This window comes from Mucilaginibacter sp. BGA-UO-ETr-C110, from assembly GCF_059567985.1.
Genome location: NZ_JCAQPB010000002.1, coordinates 4831443 through 4846482, shown reverse-complemented (window position 1 = coordinate 4846482; position 15040 = coordinate 4831443). Strand labels below are relative to the sequence as shown.

Annotated in this window: 12 protein-coding genes; 7 read left to right on the top strand and 5 right to left on the bottom strand. The window is 43.3% G+C overall.

Translation table 11 applies throughout. The annotated features are described in order from the left end of the window. Positions 1-271 precede the first annotated feature (271 nt). The gene (gcvP, locus tag AC57BQ_RS20815; RefSeq protein ID WP_496408091.1) at positions 272-3163 is read left to right on the top strand and encodes an aminomethyl-transferring glycine dehydrogenase; all 2892 of its coding nucleotides are present in this window, start codon (positions 272-274) and stop codon (positions 3161-3163) included. Positions 3164-3713: 550 nt separating this feature from the next. Next, complete coding sequence (locus AC57BQ_RS20810; RefSeq protein WP_076371791.1) at positions 3714-4133, top strand: response regulator; 420 nt, start codon at positions 3714-3716, stop codon at positions 4131-4133. Here the strand turns inward: AC57BQ_RS20810 and AC57BQ_RS20805 are convergent. Then, the gene (locus AC57BQ_RS20805) at positions 4130-4897 is read right to left on the bottom strand and encodes an MBL fold metallo-hydrolase (RefSeq protein WP_496408090.1); all 768 of its coding nucleotides are present in this window, start codon (positions 4895-4897) and stop codon (positions 4130-4132) included. The genes AC57BQ_RS20810 and AC57BQ_RS20805 overlap by 4 nt on opposite strands. A 132-nt stretch (positions 4898-5029) precedes the next feature. On the opposite strand from AC57BQ_RS20805, the gene recJ reads away from it, so the two are divergent. The 4 genes from recJ to AC57BQ_RS20785 all read left to right on the top strand — a co-directional run bounded on the left by recJ (position 5030) and on the right by AC57BQ_RS20785 (position 9518). Then, positions 5030-6727 (top strand): single-stranded-DNA-specific exonuclease RecJ, encoded by a 1698-nt coding sequence (gene recJ / locus AC57BQ_RS20800; RefSeq protein WP_496408089.1) that lies wholly within the window; start codon positions 5030-5032, stop codon positions 6725-6727. A 116-nt stretch (positions 6728-6843) separates the two neighbouring features. After that, positions 6844-7584, top strand: a complete 741-nt coding sequence (gene lptB, locus AC57BQ_RS20795; protein ID WP_090469995.1) for an LPS export ABC transporter ATP-binding protein — start codon at positions 6844-6846, stop codon at positions 7582-7584. A gap of 113 nt (positions 7585-7697) precedes the next feature. Next, the gene (locus AC57BQ_RS20790; RefSeq protein WP_496408088.1) at positions 7698-9221 is read left to right on the top strand and encodes a GH3 auxin-responsive promoter family protein; all 1524 of its coding nucleotides are present in this window, start codon (positions 7698-7700) and stop codon (positions 9219-9221) included. Between the two features lie 30 nt (positions 9222-9251). Continuing rightward, positions 9252-9518: a hypothetical protein gene (locus tag AC57BQ_RS20785; protein WP_496408087.1), complete on the top strand. Its 267-nt coding sequence runs from the start codon at positions 9252-9254 to the stop codon at positions 9516-9518. Positions 9519-9763: 245 nt separating this feature from the next. On the opposite strand, the gene dnaA is transcribed toward AC57BQ_RS20785, so the two are convergent. The 3 genes from dnaA to AC57BQ_RS20770 all read right to left on the bottom strand — a co-directional run bounded on the left by dnaA (position 9764) and on the right by AC57BQ_RS20770 (position 13705). After that, the gene (gene dnaA, locus AC57BQ_RS20780) at positions 9764-11188 is read right to left on the bottom strand and encodes a chromosomal replication initiator protein DnaA (RefSeq protein ID WP_076371801.1); all 1425 of its coding nucleotides are present in this window, start codon (positions 11186-11188) and stop codon (positions 9764-9766) included. 434 nt (positions 11189-11622) lie between these two features. Next, complete coding sequence (locus tag AC57BQ_RS20775; RefSeq protein WP_496408086.1) at positions 11623-13170, bottom strand: acyl-CoA mutase large subunit family protein; 1548 nt, start codon at positions 13168-13170, stop codon at positions 11623-11625. Positions 13171-13174: 4 nt separating this feature from the next. Further along, complete coding sequence (locus AC57BQ_RS20770) at positions 13175-13705, bottom strand: DUF7935 family protein (RefSeq protein ID WP_496408085.1); 531 nt, start codon at positions 13703-13705, stop codon at positions 13175-13177. A gap of 92 nt (positions 13706-13797) precedes the next feature. Here AC57BQ_RS20770 and AC57BQ_RS20765 point away from each other — a divergent pair, with 92 nt between their 5' ends. Next, positions 13798-14145 carry a HesB/IscA family protein gene (locus AC57BQ_RS20765; protein ID WP_496408084.1) on the top strand — a complete coding sequence of 116 codons (348 nt, stop codon included), beginning with the start codon at positions 13798-13800 and terminating at the stop codon, positions 14143-14145. A 53-nt stretch (positions 14146-14198) separates the two neighbouring features. Here AC57BQ_RS20765 and AC57BQ_RS20760 read toward each other — a convergent pair whose 3' ends face one another. After that, complete coding sequence (locus tag AC57BQ_RS20760) at positions 14199-14921, bottom strand: TlpA family protein disulfide reductase (RefSeq protein WP_496408083.1); 723 nt, start codon at positions 14919-14921, stop codon at positions 14199-14201. Between the last annotated feature and the right edge of the window lie 119 nt (positions 14922-15040).

Sequence of the window (15040 nt, the reverse complement as noted above, 5' to 3'; positions counted from 1 at the left end):
TTTTTGTTCTTTCCAAAGGGTGTCATGCTGAGCACCGTCGAAGCATGGTGGGTAGGCCTCTACGCTCGACCCTTCGACGGTACTCAGGGTGACACCCCACTTTTTTGACAATATTAAAAGCTTCCTGCCCCTGAGGCTAATTCCGAAATCGAACATCCGAATTCCGAAATTCCACCTCCCCTGTAAATCCTTTGTCAATAATATATTAGAGAATTGTTACTCATGTTGTAAAACTGTACCTTTGCGCTAAATTTAGAGGGACACTTGATTCATGATGTTGAACGCAGACTACCAGGAGAAGTTTCAGTCGAGACATATTGCTCCAAATGAGGCCGATACGGCAAAAATGTTAAAAACTGTCGGTGTAAATTCACTGGATGAATTGATATCGCAAACCGTGCCTGACAGGATCAGGTTGAAAGCTCCGCTTAACTTACCGCCCGCCAAAAGCGAATTTGATTACCTGAACACTTTAAAGCAAACCGCTTCCAAGAACAAGGTTTTTAAATCATACATCGGTAAAGGTTATTACGATGTGATCGTTCCGGGCGTTATTCAACGCAACATCCTGGAAAATCCGGGCTGGTACACGCAGTACACCCCTTACCAGGCCGAGATCGCTCAAGGCCGTTTACAGGCATTGCTTAACTTCCAGACCATGGTGATCGACCTTACCGGGATGGAAATTGCCAATGCTTCGTTATTGGACGAAGGTACTGCCGCTGCCGAAGCGATGTTTATGCAGTACAGCCTGCGTAAAAACAGCAGCGCCAATATTTTCTTCGTATCTGAGGAATTGTTCCCTCAAACTATTGATATTTTAAAAACCCGTTCAGAACCTTATGGTATCGAACTGCAGATAGGTGACCACCGTACAGTAGAGTTAACCGAGAATATGTTCGGCGCTATTGTACAATACCCGGCAGGTAACGGTGCGGTTTATAACTATGCCGACTTTGCTGCTAAAGGACATGAAAAAGGCATTAAACTAACCGTTGTTGCCGATATCATGAGCCTGGTGCTGTTAACGCCTCCGGGCGAATGGGGCGCCGATATTGTGGTGGGTTCTTCACAACGCTTTGGTGTACCTATGGGCTTTGGTGGTCCGCATGCCGCGTTTTTTGCTACTAAGGAAGAATACAAACGTTCTATCCCTGGCCGTATCATCGGTGTAACTATTGACAGCGCCGGTAACTACGCCCTGCGTATGGCGCTGCAAACCCGCGAGCAGCACATCCGCCGTGATAAAGCAACTTCAAATATTTGTACCGCGCAGGCTTTACTGGCTATTATGGCTGGTATGTATGCGGTATATCATGGTCCGCAAGGCGTTAAATTAATTGCCGAGCGTATCCATGGCCTTGCTGTTTTGTTAGCTAAAGCCCTTGGCGAATTAGGTTACGAGCAACTGAACGAATCGTACTTTGATACCTTGAAGTTTGATGTTGCCCATTTAGCCGGTCCTATCCACTCAGAGGCTTTAAACAACGAAATGAACCTGAGCTATAACGGTTCGGTAGTTACCATTTCGCTTGATGAAACTACTTCTGTGGAAGATGTTAAAACGCTGGTTAGGTTTTTTGCCAAAGTAAAAGGCAAATCGCTTACCGATGTTAATATCAACGAGCTGAAAGCTAATTTGCAAACAGTTATCCCTGCTGATCTGCAACGTCAATCGGCTTATTTAACGCACGCCATATTCAATACGCATCATTCAGAACATGAAATGCTGCGTTATATTAAATCATTGGAGACCAAAGATCTTTCGCTTTGCCATTCCATGATCGCGTTGGGTTCATGTACCATGAAACTGAACGCTACTACCGAAATGGTACCGGTTACCTGGGCCGAGTTTAGCAAGATCCACCCATTTGCCCCTGCCGACCAGGTAGGCGGTTATATGCAGCTGTTTGACGAGATCAACAACTGGCTGAGCGAGATCACCGGTTTCGCTGCCATGAGCTTACAGCCAAACGCCGGTGCACAGGGCGAATACGCCGGTTTAATGGTTATCCGCGCTTATCATCATGACCGTGGCGATCATCACCGTAACATCGCTTTGATCCCATCATCGGCTCACGGTACCAACCCTGCATCAGCAGCTATGGCCGGCATGAAGATAGTGGTAGTAAAATGCGACGATAATGGTAACATTGATGTGGCCGATATGAAAGCCCGTGCCGAGCAATATAAAGATGAACTTTCCTGCTTAATGGTTACCTACCCATCTACCCACGGGGTATTTGAGGAGTCGATCATCGAGATATGTGACATTATACACCAGAACGGCGGCCAGGTTTATATGGATGGCGCCAACATGAACGCACAGGTAGGCCTGACAAGTCCGGCCAATATCGGTGCCGATGTTTGCCACCTCAACCTGCACAAGACCTTCTGTATTCCGCATGGTGGTGGTGGTCCGGGTATGGGTCCTATCGGTGTGGCCAAGCACCTGGTTCCTTATTTACCAGGTCATGCCGTAGTTGATATCGACAGGGGTAAATCTATCCACGCGGTATCAGCAGCTCCATGGGGTTCGGCTTCTATCCTGATTATATCACACGCTTATATAGCGATGATGGGCGGCGATGGATTAACCAATGCTACCCGTTATGCCATATTGAACGCCAACTATATCAAAGCACGCCTGCAGGATCACTTCCCGGTATTATACACCGGAGCTAATGGTCGTTGCGCGCATGAGATGATACTGGATTGCCGCTCATTTAAATCGTTTGGTATTGAAGTAACGGATATCGCCAAACGTTTGATGGATTATGGTTTCCATGCGCCAACAGTATCGTTCCCGGTTGCGGGTACGGTGATGGTTGAACCAACCGAATCGGAACCAAAACATGAGCTTGACCGTTTTTGCGATGCGATGATCGCTATCCGTCATGAAATTGCTGATGTGGCCGAAGGCGTTTCAGATAAAACAGATAACCCTTTAAAAAATGCTCCTCATACCGCTGCTGTAATTACTGGTAACGAATGGGAGCATACTTATAGCCGTCAAAAAGCGGCATTCCCGCTTCCGTATGTGGCCGCCTATAAATTCTGGCCATCTGTGGGCAGGGTTAATGATACCCATGGCGACCGGACATTGATATGCTCATGCCCGCCGCTTGAAGATTATGCTTTTGAAGAAAGCGTGATTGAGTAACGGATGTGCAGATGTGCGGATTAACTCCGTTGAGGGCTGCGCCGTTTCAAATGTGCAGATGAAATCTGACATTGAATATAAAAATGTGCAGGTGGTTTAAAAATCATCTGCACATTTGAAATTTGATATCTGCACATCTTCTTTCATCTCTTCTTTTTAGTCATTTAGTTGGTGGCTGGTCATTTTATTCACTGATTTTTTTGGGAGCATTATTTGCGTGTATATTAAACTTTCAATACACCAATAGCTTCTTATTGGATAATTAAAATTCGGTTTTGATGTTTTAATTATTGATTTTTAGCTTTTTTAGCAGTATTTTTATTGTTCGAGAAGAAATTTACTGAAACGCTATTGAAAAAATTCGATACACTTTTGCCTGGTGTTTTTACAGGAAAAAATGGGTAGGTATAAAATAAACGCCCCACTTTGTGGTTATTAATACACCCGGTTAAAACAATACCAGGCTTAACAACTTATAGGAATATAACTTTTTAATTTCACGTAGCGTATAAGTATATCTATAACAAAGCACATCTATTTTAAATGCCTTATGACCATTAATGATAAACCTGTGAGTGTATTGTTAATTGATGATGATGAGATCAATAATTTCATCTCCATTAAATTAATAAAAAAAGCGTTGCTTAATACGGAGATCATGGCGTGTTTAAACGGAAAATTCGCCATTGAACAATTATCTGATATACAACGGAAAGATCCTGCAAAAATGCCTGATTATATTTTGCTGGACATTAATATGCCTATTATGAATGGCTGGGAATTTTTAGATGAGTTTAAGCGCCTGAATATCGATCCGCAGGGTAAAAGCAAAATCTATATCATTTCATCATCGGTGTTCAGTAATGATATAAACAAAGCCAAATCATATCCGCTGGTAAAAGACTTTATATCAAAGCCCCTTAACGTCGAAAAAATAAAAGAACTTTTTGAAGTAGGCGCCCACAACTAAGCGGGCTCAACTTTAAAATGTTCGTCATTACGCGTTACATTACCGATAGCAAAAGATTTAGCATGATAAAACAGGCAGATCCAACCTTCCCCTGCTGCCTTTTTTCCATACTCTTCGCGTAACTGCATCGCCTTACGGCCATCCATATCATATTTGGCAATAAACTTTCTGATCAGCTGCTCGGGCTCGGGTAGCTCATCGCCCCCAAAAAATACTTTTTTACCTTCCAGTTCTATCCAGAATACCTGGTGATAAGGGCAATGTCCCCCTGAATGTTCATACCTGATACCTGGTTGCAACTCCCCGCTACCCTCCACAAAAGTAATATTGACTCCCTGGAGCGCTTTAAATATTTCTTTATGATATGATGAAGATTTACCTGCCAAACCGGTTTCCCATTCCTGGCGTTGTATTACATGTTGTGCCTGCGGAAAGCTGGGCTCCAGTTTTCCGTTCCGTTCCACAACCAAACCGCCAGAGTGATCATAGTGCAGGTGCGACATCAACACCAGGGTAACATCCTCCGGATCAAAACCGGCGTTGCGGATGTTTTGGTGCAGCAATAATTCGTCCCGGGTATCTTTAAAGCCAAGCCCGGTATCCAGCACGATCAGGTCATGATCAGTCTTGATCAGGAAAGGGTTAACGTGGATAAATAATGATGCGGGGCGATCTTTCGGATTGTCGGTTTGTGGATCAAAAGGAATAAATTTCTTACTTGCATCAACCGAATAAGAGCCCTCACCTAACGCGAAAATTTCCATTTTTTTAGTATCAAGTCGTTAGTATCAAGTAGCAAGACAAAAAACTTTTGCAAGTATTCAAAAATCTTGATACTTGATACTCGCTACTTGATACTAACTATAGTTATCTTTACTGTTTTTATTTGCAAATGTATGAATAAACGCTGGACGGTAAGGGAAAATGCTGATGATGAACTGGTCAAAAAATTAGCTGCCGACCTGAATATTGATGCCGTTTTAAGTACCCTGCTGGTTAACAGGGGGATAAGTACATTTGATGAGGCGCGTTACTTTTTCAGACCCGATATCCTGCACCTGCATGATCCATTCCTGATGAAGGATATGGAAAAGGCTATAGAACGTATTGAAGATGCCATAGCCGCCGGCGAAAAAATACTGATCTTCGGCGATTATGATGTGGATGGCACTACTGCCGTTGCTACGGTATACAGCTTTTTTAAAGAGCGCTACGAAAACCTGGAATATTATATCCCCGATCGTTATAAAGAAGGTTATGGGATATCAACCCAGGGTATCGATTATGCCGCTGATAATGGTTTTACCCTCATCATAGCGTTGGACTGCGGTATTAAATCGGTTGATAAAATTGATTATGCCAATACCCGTGGCGTTGATTTTATTATCTGTGACCACCACCTTCCTGGTGCCGAACTGCCAGCGGCTGTAGCCATACTTGATCCCAAACGGCATGATTGCGAATATCCCTATAAAGAACTCTCGGGTTGCGGCATCGGCTTTAAACTGATCCAGGCTTATGCCGAAACGCACGATATCCCCTTTGAAGAGGTGGCCCGCTTTCTTGACCTGGTAGCCATCAGCATATCCTGCGATATTGTACACATCACCGGCGAAAACCGCACCCTGGCTCATTTTGGTTTGCAAAAGATCAATAATGCCCCCTGCATGGGGGTTAAAACCCTGGTAGAGATTGCCGGCAGAACAGGCAGCCTAACCATATCGGATGTGGTATTTTTGCTGGGCCCACGTATTAATGCCGCCGGCAGGATAGATGATGCCAAACACGCGGTTGAACTATTGATAGCCTGCGACGAAAAATTGGCCCGTGAAAAAGGCATGATGATCAACATCCATAACACCGAACGTAAGGGGCACGATCTGGATATTACCGGCGAGGCTTTAAATATGATCGATAATGATGAGGAGTTGATCGGTCGTAAATCAACCGTGGTATTTAATGAGCACTGGCATAAAGGGGTTATCGGTATTGTAGCATCGCGCCTCACCGAAAAATACTACCGGCCAACCATCGTGCTTACCCGCTCCAACGGGCATGTGGCAGGCTCGGCCCGCTCGGTATTAGGATATGATCTTTATGAGGCTTTGTGCGAGTGTAAAGATCTGCTCATTCAGTTTGGCGGCCACAAGTATGCTGCCGGCTTAACCATGGAGCCCGAAAACGTGGAAGCCTTTAAAGCGCGCTTTGAAGAAGTGGTAAGCGCGACCATCTCGCCTGAACAATTGATACAACAGATACAAATTGACGCCGAATTACGTTTAAGCCAGATAGAACCCAAATTTTTTAGGATCCTGAACCAGTTTGCACCGTTCGGGCCCGAGAATATGTCGCCGGTTTTCATCAGTAAAAATGTGTATGTTAGTGGCAATGCCGCTTTGGTGGGTGCTGCCCATATTAAAATGTCGGTAATGCAAGAGGGCTCAGCAGCGTTTGATTGTATCGCCTTTAACCATGGCGAATATCTGCCGCAGCTAAAGCCGGGTGTACCGTTTGACATCTGCTACAGTATTGAAGAAAACGTATGGCGCGAAAGGCGTACTATACAATTGAATATAAAAGGAATAAGGTTTTAAGTCAAAATTAAAAATTCAAAAGTTAAAATTTAGGACTTTTGGAGTATACATGTAAGTCGAAGCTTAAGTCGGAATGTGTTTTTTGACTTTTGAATTTTGACTTTTGAATTTGCAACATGATATTAAGAGCAGATAATTTAGTAAAAAAATATAAACAGCGTACGGTTGTTAACGATGTGTCGTTTGAGGTATCGCAGGGCGAAATAGTTGGTTTGCTTGGGCCGAATGGTGCCGGTAAAACTACTTCGTTTTATATGATCGTTGGGTTGATAAAGCCTAATGAAGGCGTTATTCACCTGGATGATCAAAACATTACCCAAGACCCGATGTATCGCCGGGCGCAAAAGGGTATCGGTTACCTGGCCCAGGAAGCTTCGGTGTTCCGCAAGCTCTCTGTTGAAGATAATATCAAAGCGGTGCTGGAAATGGGCAAGATGACCAAAGAAAGGCAACGCGAAAAACTGGAAGAACTCATTGACGAATTTAGTTTGCACAAGGTTCGTAAGAACCGGGGCGACCTGTTATCAGGTGGCGAACGCCGTCGTACCGAAATTGCCCGCGCCCTGGCTGCCGAACCGAACTTTATTTTACTGGATGAGCCCTTTGCCGGTGTGGATCCGATAGCGGTAGAAGAGATCCAGGCTATGGTGGCTAAGTTAAGGCACCGTAACATCGGTATCCTGATCACGGATCACAACGTACAGGAAACATTGTCTATCACCGATCGTGCTTACCTGCTTTTTGAAGGTAAGATACTGGAATCGGGCGTTCCGGAGGTGCTGGCCGAAAATGAAATGGTGCGTAAGGTATACCTGGGATCGAATTTTGTTTTGAAAAGAAAAGTATTTCCGCAGTAAAAGAGGCAAGAATCAAGAAAGTAATAATAATACGTTGAAAGGTTTTTATGTTTAACTGAAATTTTTCATATCTTGATTCTTGACTCTAGCCTCTTGATTCTATTCCACAACCTATGACGATCTTTAATTCGGTATTCACCTGGTTCATGAAAAAGCGTATCCATCAGATAGAGCTTTTTATGAAGTACCCTAATGAGGTGCAGGAGGAGTGGTTTGAGCAACTGATATCCGGTGCCGAAAACACCGAATGGGGGCGCAAATACCAATATAAAAGCATCGATAACCTCAATCAGTTTAAAGAACGGGTACCTATACAAAGCTATGATACGCTTAAGCCTTATATCGAGCGTATGCTCATGGGCGAAAAGAATGTGCTGTGGCCCTCGGAGATCCGCTGGTTTGCCAAATCATCAGGTACTACTAACGACAGGAGCAAGTTTATCCCCGTGAGTGAGGAGGCCCTGGAAGAATGCCATTTTAAAGGCGGAAAAGATCTGCTCACCATTTATTTTAATAACCAGCCCAATGCCCGCATGTTCACCGGGAAGATACTGACGCTTGGCGGTAGTCACCAGATGAGCCAGCTAAGTGCTGATACCTCTTTTGGCGATCTTTCGGCGGTGATCATGAAAAACCTGCCCCTTTGGGCCGAGTTTCACCGCACCCCCGATCTGGACATCGCCTTGCTGGAAAATTTTGAAGAAAAAATTGAGAAGATAGCACAGGCCACCAAAGATGTCAATGTAACCAGCATCAGCGGGGTGCCCACCTGGAACCTGGTGCTGTTTAAACGCATACTGGAAATTACCGGCAAAAAAAACCTGCTCGAAGTATGGCCCAACCTGGAAATGTACTTTCACGGAGCGGTTAATTTTACCCCATATCGCGAGCAATTTAAGGCGTTGATCCCAAGTGATGATATGTATTATCTGGAGAATTATAATGCCTCAGAGGGCTTCTTTGGCATTCAGGATACCAAAGAGCCCGGCGACATGCTCCTGATGCTGGATTATGGTATATTCTACGAATTTTTGCCCCTGGAAAACCTGCACGACGAAAACCCTAAAACGCTTACGCTTGATGAGGTGGAACTGGATAAGAATTATGCCCTCATTATAACTACCAACGCCGGCCTGTGGCGCTATATGATCGGAGATACTATCAGGTTTTCGTCCTTAGCGCCCTTCCGTATACAGGTAACCGGGCGTACCAAACATTATATCAACGCTTTTGGTGAAGAGGTGATCATTGACAACGCCGAACGTGCGCTGGAAGAGGCCTGTCGCCAAACCGGTGCCATTATCCGGGAATACACGGCAGCCCCCGTTTACTTTAATGGTAATGATTGCGGCGCGCATGAATGGATCATCGAGTTTGAAAAGAAACCCGCCGAATTTGAACGTTTTGTAGACCTGCTTGATGAGACCCTGCGCCGCATCAACTCCGATTATGATGCCAAGCGTTTTAAAGATATGGCCCTGCGCCGCCCCATCGTTCGCCGCGCTCCCGAAGGCACTTTTTTCAACTGGATGAAAGAAAAAGGGAAACTTGGGGGTCAGCATAAAGTACCCCGCCTGGCCAACAACCGCGAATACATCGATGCCATTTTGAAAATGATGGAGCCGGTGGGCGGATAGAGTGCCATTATTCCTTTAAGATTAGGCTAAATGAAAAAATTACATCCGAAAATTGAAAGTTTTTTTAGGGTACTCTTAGCCCTAAAAATTAAGGATATACTAAGTAAACAGGTTTTGGAGATATTAAAAAACAAAGGAGCTACTGCAACTGAGGCGACTATGGTTTTACACATGGGATTTGATATTGATTTAGACGAGGTGTCAAAATTTGTATTTTTGTCGAATATATTTCCACAGGAAGAAATTAATGATGTTGCCTATCAGACTTTTCTTTACTTATATTACGAAAGACAATAGTTTGAAGTAGATATTCCCACTATCCTCTTTATCCAATGATGGATTTTATGAGAAATCAATAACTGAAAAGTCATGCCGAATTTATTTCGGCATCTCACTTGCACAGTTACAGATAAGCATGGTTTTAAACCTGCTAATGGGATGCTGAAACAAGTTCAGCATGACAGATTCTGGTTATAGCATCCAACAAAAAAAGCCCTGCATAAATGATATACAGGGCCCATAGTAATATGATAATAGGTCAGTTATGACATTTTAAGCTTCTTTTGAATGTCGGCAACATAACCTTTAAATTTCTTATCGGTATCAATAAGGTCCTCAACGGTTTGGCAGGCGTATATTACTGTAGAGTGGTCGCGGCCGCCAAAGAAGTGACCGATTGATTTTAATGAACTTTTGGTATGGGCTTTGGCCAGGTACATGGATATTTGACGGGCCTGTACAATTTCGCGTTTGCGGGTTTGTGATTTTACCATTTCAATAGGCACTTCAAAATACTCGCAAACGAGGCTTTGGATATACTCCATCGAAATTTCTTTCGATGAGTTTTTCACAAAGTTCTTCAACATTTGCTTGGCCAGATTCAGGTCGATCTCTTTACGGTTCAGCGTTGATTGTGCCAGCAGGGATACCATAGCGCCTTCCAGCTCACGTACATTGTTATCAATGTTGTGGGCAACGTACTCAATTACATCATTTGAAAGCTCAATGCCGTCCTGATAGATCTTGTTTTTGAGAATAGCCATACGGGTTTCCAGATCAGGGATCTGCAGATCGGCAGAAAGTCCCCATTTAAATCTCGATAGCAAACGCTCCTCTAAACCGGCAAGGTCCTTTGGTGCTTTATCTGATGTAATGATCAGTTGCTTGCCCGATTGATGTAAATGGTTAAAGATGTGGAAGAAGAAATCCTGTGTTTTTTCTTTACCGGCAAAGTTGTGCACATCATCCATGATCAGTACATCAATAGCCTGGTAAAAATTCACAAAATCATTAATGTTATTGTGTTTAAGCGCGTCAACAAATTGTTGGGTAAATTTTTCGCACGATACATAAAGTACCAGTTTATCGGGCAATGAGCGCTTTATTTCGTTACCAATGGCTTGGGCCAGGTGGGTTTTACCTAAACCAACACCGCCATATATCATTAAAGGATTAAAAGAAGTACCACCTGGTTTTGCAGCAACGGCATAACCGGCAGAGCGGGCTAAACGGTTGCAATCACCTTCAACAAAGTTTTCAAAGGTGTAGTTCCTGTTTAGCTGCGGATCAACATTTAATTTTTTCAAGCCGGGGATCACAAAAGGGTTTTTAATGTCCTTATTGATCGAGATCGGGATCGGCATTGACTGATTTTTGGACTCGGCACCATTTCCGTTCGAAGGCATATTAGTGGTGTATGGTTTACTTGATGATTGCTCCACAACAATATTATACTCTAAACGCCCTTCGTCGCCTAATTGTTTTTTGATTGTTTTGCGCAGTAAACCTACATAGTGCTCCTCGAGCCACTCATAAAAGAATAAACTTGGTACCTGTATCGTAAGAACGCTTCCTTCCATACGTAAAGCTTTTATTGGCTCGAACCAAGTTTTAAAGCTTTGTGCTGGTATGTTATCTTTTATGATCTGGAGGCAGCTATTCCAAACGGTAGTACAGGTTTTTTCCATATAGATATTAGTAATATATTGATTTCCAACCCCCAGCGAAACAATTTTTGGGCCTGCTACGGAACATCGAATATTGCCAAAAAAAGCTTATAAAAAAATTAAATTTTCACTTTTTTGGCAAATAAATTTCTGGCATGATAATCAGCTTTTTAATGAAAAAAACTCATTAAATATTGATTTTAACAGCAAAAATTGCAATTATATTTCCGTTAGTCCCAATTAATATGAACCGATTAATTTAATAAAAAATCAGGATAATTACCAGGGGAATAATTATTTTTTATACGAGGGCTTTCCACAATAGTTGAGCCAATTTGATGTTAACGCAACAGTTAAAAATTAATGTTCTGGTATACTGGTAAATAAAATAAAGTATTGGTTTTATTTATCAACAGTAGGGTACAATAACTGTCTGAAAAAATTTACAACATGTGTTAATATTCGCCAAAAACGTGGCGCAGGCTATCGGCAATTTCCCCCAATGTGGCATAACACTCTACAGCAGTGAGGATAAAGGGCATTAAATTTTCCCGACCTTTGGCTGCTTCCTGCAATTGTTGTAAACTTATGGCTACCGCCTGGTTATCTCTGCTGCCCTTTAATGTTGATAATTTTTCAGATTGCATCTTACGGATACTGTCATCAACCCTGAAAACATTCAGCTCGGCAGCTTCCTGTTGGGTAAAGCGATTTACGCCTACCAATACCTTTTCGCCGCTTTCAATATCGTTTTGATACTGGTAGGCGGATGCTGCTATCTCCTGCTGGATGTAATCCTGTTCAATAGCCTTCACAGCGCCACCCATGGCATCTATCTTATCAATATATAATTGCGCGGCTGCTTCTATCTCATCGGTCAGGGCTTCTATAAAATAAGAGCCGGCCAATGGGTCAACTGTATCAGTAACACCACTTTCAAAGGCGATGATCTGCTGGGTGCGCAACGCTATTTTGGCCGCGGCCTCTGTTGGTAAGGATAAAGCTTCATCGTACCCATTGGTATGTAATGACTGCGTGCCGCCCAATACCGCAGCCAAGGCCTGGTTGCTAACCCTGATGATGTTATTCAACGGTTGCTGCGCCGTTAAAGTAGAGCCCCCGGTTTGGGTATGGAAACGTAACTTTTGCGCGCCGGCATCTGTCGCGCCCAATTGTTTGGTGATGTGTGCCCACATGCGACGGGCTGCCCTGAATTTGGCTATCTCTTCAAAAAAATTATTGTGGCAATTGAAAAAGAAAGATAAACGTTTGGCAAATACATTAATGTCGAGCCCCTTATCCAGCGCAGCTTTTAAATAAGCTTTGCCATTGGCTAAGGTAAAGGCCAGTTCCTGCACGGCCGTTGAACCGGCTTCGCGGATGTGGTAGCCGGATATGGATATGGTGTTCCATTTAGGTACCTCTTTACTGCAATATTCAAACACATCGGTAATGAGCCGCATGGATGGTGCTGGCGGATATATATATGTACCGCGCGCGGCGTACTCCTTTAATATATCATTCTGTACTGTTCCGGAGATCTGTTTCAGATCGGCTCCTTGTTTTTTAGCCAGGGCTATGTACATAGCCAGTAAGATTGGAGCCGTAGCATTGATGGTCATGGAGGTAGTGATATCCTTAAGGGCTATGCCATCAAACAGGATCTCAATATCTTTTAACGAGTCAATAGCTACACCTACTTTACCCACTTCGCCCTCGGCAAGCTCATGGTCTGAGTCATACCCGATCTGGGTGGGCAGGTCAAACGCTACGGAGAGGCCGGTTGTACCCTGGCCCAGCAAATAATGGTATCGTTTGTTGGATTCTTCGGCGGTAGAGAAACCCGCGTACTGGCGCATGGTCCAGGCCTTGCCCCGGTACATATCTTTTTGGATGCCGCGGGTGAACGGAAATTCACCGGGTAACTCATCCATTGCGGATGGCTGGGTATATACTTCCTTAATTTCGATGCCCGATGTGGTGCTGAACTTTTTTTCGGCCATGTGGTTAAAATAATTCTTCTATATCCTGCCTAACTAAACCCGTGGCTATTTCATATGGGTCCTGCTCCAGCTTACTTAAATGGATCAGGATAGTTTTACTCATCTCAGTACCCGAAGCATCAGGCGGGAGAGCCTTAATGGTATTGTTCACCAGGGCCAGCGTATCATCCTTTACTCTTTTTACTACATTCCATACTCTAACGCTTACGTAAATTTGCTGAGTAACATTATGCTGAAACTCATTTCTGATCTCGGTAACAACTATCATGTGCAGTTCGGCTGCAGACAGGCCCGGAGTGTTAAGGCGGATAAGCATGCTGGTAGGGTTAACCCTTTCAATAAATAGTATAACCCGCTCATAAGCCTGCAGGCGTAAGGGCAGGGTTTGACTACTAACGGCCCTTTTTAGTTCAAGCACCTGTATTTGCTCGGCTTTATCCAGGTAGGGTTTAAATAAATATAGTGCCACCCACACTACCCCGATGCCGGCAACGGTATATTTTAAAATATCAAGTATATAGGGTAATGTTTGCATGTGTTATAAAATGTTAAACTGAGGTCATAAAATACCGGTTGCAACAAAAATCTACATTTTACATTATATTTGTATAGTTAAATAAAAATAAGATGAGTACTGCTGTTGAAATTGCACCGGTAACCTTTACCCCGGGAGCCGTTAAAGAACTTTTTAAATTAAAGGATCAGCAAGAGATAGGCGAGGATTTTGGCCTGCGTGTTGGTGTTGAAGGTGGTGGCTGCTCGGGCATGAATTATGTGCTTGGCTTTGATCAAAAAAAGGATGGTGACCAGGAATATGATATTGATGGCATAAGGGTATTTATGCATAAGGCCCATGGCTTGTACCTGGCAGGTATGCAAATTGACTTTCAGGATGGTTTGAACGCTCGTGGATTTACCTTTAATAACCCCAATGCCGCCAGTACCTGCGGCTGTGGTACTTCATTTGCGGTATAAACTACAGGTTTAAGATATTGTTAAAAGGCGGCCCATGGGTTGCCTTTTGTTTGTTATTTTATTTCATCAATAGTTTTCCTGATCCAGTAAGGAACTGCACCCTCACCGTAGCCTTGGCTGTTAAACCTGATGATGCCATCTTTATCAACCACCAAGCTTGCCGGGCATTGGTCAACACCATAATAGGTAAATAATGGCATAGAGTCGCCAACTATGTGATACTTGAACGGCGATACCTTCAGAAAGCGCTCAATATTGTCTGTTTTGTCTAAAGAAATTCCAATAAACACAACATCCGTACGGTTTTGATATGCTTCGGCTATGCGGTTAAGTTCAGGCATTTCATATCTGCATGGCGGGCAGGCTATAAACCAAAAGTTTAGCACTACAATTTTCCCTTTTAAATCGGCCGATCTGATCATGGTGCCATTTACCTCCTTCATGTCAAAAAAGGTAAATGAATTTCCGGTTTTAAAAAATTTGGTTTCCTCTGGTTTTGGGGCTTTAGCCATCACCTTATTTTCGGTGGCTTCATCTCTTTCGATCAGTATAAAAGCAGTGCTGTCGCTATCATGCTTAACGGGGTTTAATTTGTATTTACCCGTTGCCATCAATTTGCTCCAATCCTCATAAGTGTATTTTTTGCCCTGAACATTGGTAACTATTGTGTGTTCATTAAACCCCAATTGTTCAATAGGGCGTGTGATCTCAATTTGAGCCTGAGCGCTTAATGTAAAAATGAAAGCTATAGTGAATAATAGCAGGATCTTCTTCATGGATAAGGTTATTTTGCGTTGAAAATAGATTATTGTTATTATACAAACAAGCAAGCTGTGATTTTATTTATTATAACGGTTGAGTTTGCTGTAACAAAATGATGCAGTGCACAGTCAAA

Coding starts and splice junctions, on each gene's coding strand:
- AC57BQ_RS20810 (WP_076371791.1), top strand. CDS start 3,714: ATGACCATTAATGATAAACCTGTGAGTGTATTGTTAATTGATGATGAT.
- dnaA (WP_076371801.1), bottom strand. CDS start 11,188: ATGGAAAAAACCTGTACTACCGTTTGGAATAGCTGCCTCCAGATCATA.
- recJ (WP_496408089.1), top strand. CDS start 5,030: ATGAATAAACGCTGGACGGTAAGGGAAAATGCTGATGATGAACTGGTC.
- AC57BQ_RS20760 (WP_496408083.1), bottom strand. CDS start 14,921: ATGAAGAAGATCCTGCTATTATTCACTATAGCTTTCATTTTTACATTA.
- AC57BQ_RS20790 (WP_496408088.1), top strand. CDS start 7,698: ATGACGATCTTTAATTCGGTATTCACCTGGTTCATGAAAAAGCGTATC.
- AC57BQ_RS20785 (WP_496408087.1), top strand. CDS start 9,252: ATGAAAAAATTACATCCGAAAATTGAAAGTTTTTTTAGGGTACTCTTA.
- gcvP (WP_496408091.1), top strand. CDS start 272: ATGATGTTGAACGCAGACTACCAGGAGAAGTTTCAGTCGAGACATATT.
- AC57BQ_RS20775 (WP_496408086.1), bottom strand. CDS start 13,170: ATGGCCGAAAAAAAGTTCAGCACCACATCGGGCATCGAAATTAAGGAA.
- AC57BQ_RS20805 (WP_496408090.1), bottom strand. CDS start 4,897: ATGGAAATTTTCGCGTTAGGTGAGGGCTCTTATTCGGTTGATGCAAGT.
- AC57BQ_RS20770 (WP_496408085.1), bottom strand. CDS start 13,705: ATGCAAACATTACCCTATATACTTGATATTTTAAAATATACCGTTGCC.
- lptB (WP_090469995.1), top strand. CDS start 6,844: ATGATATTAAGAGCAGATAATTTAGTAAAAAAATATAAACAGCGTACG.
- AC57BQ_RS20765 (WP_496408084.1), top strand. CDS start 13,798: ATGAGTACTGCTGTTGAAATTGCACCGGTAACCTTTACCCCGGGAGCC.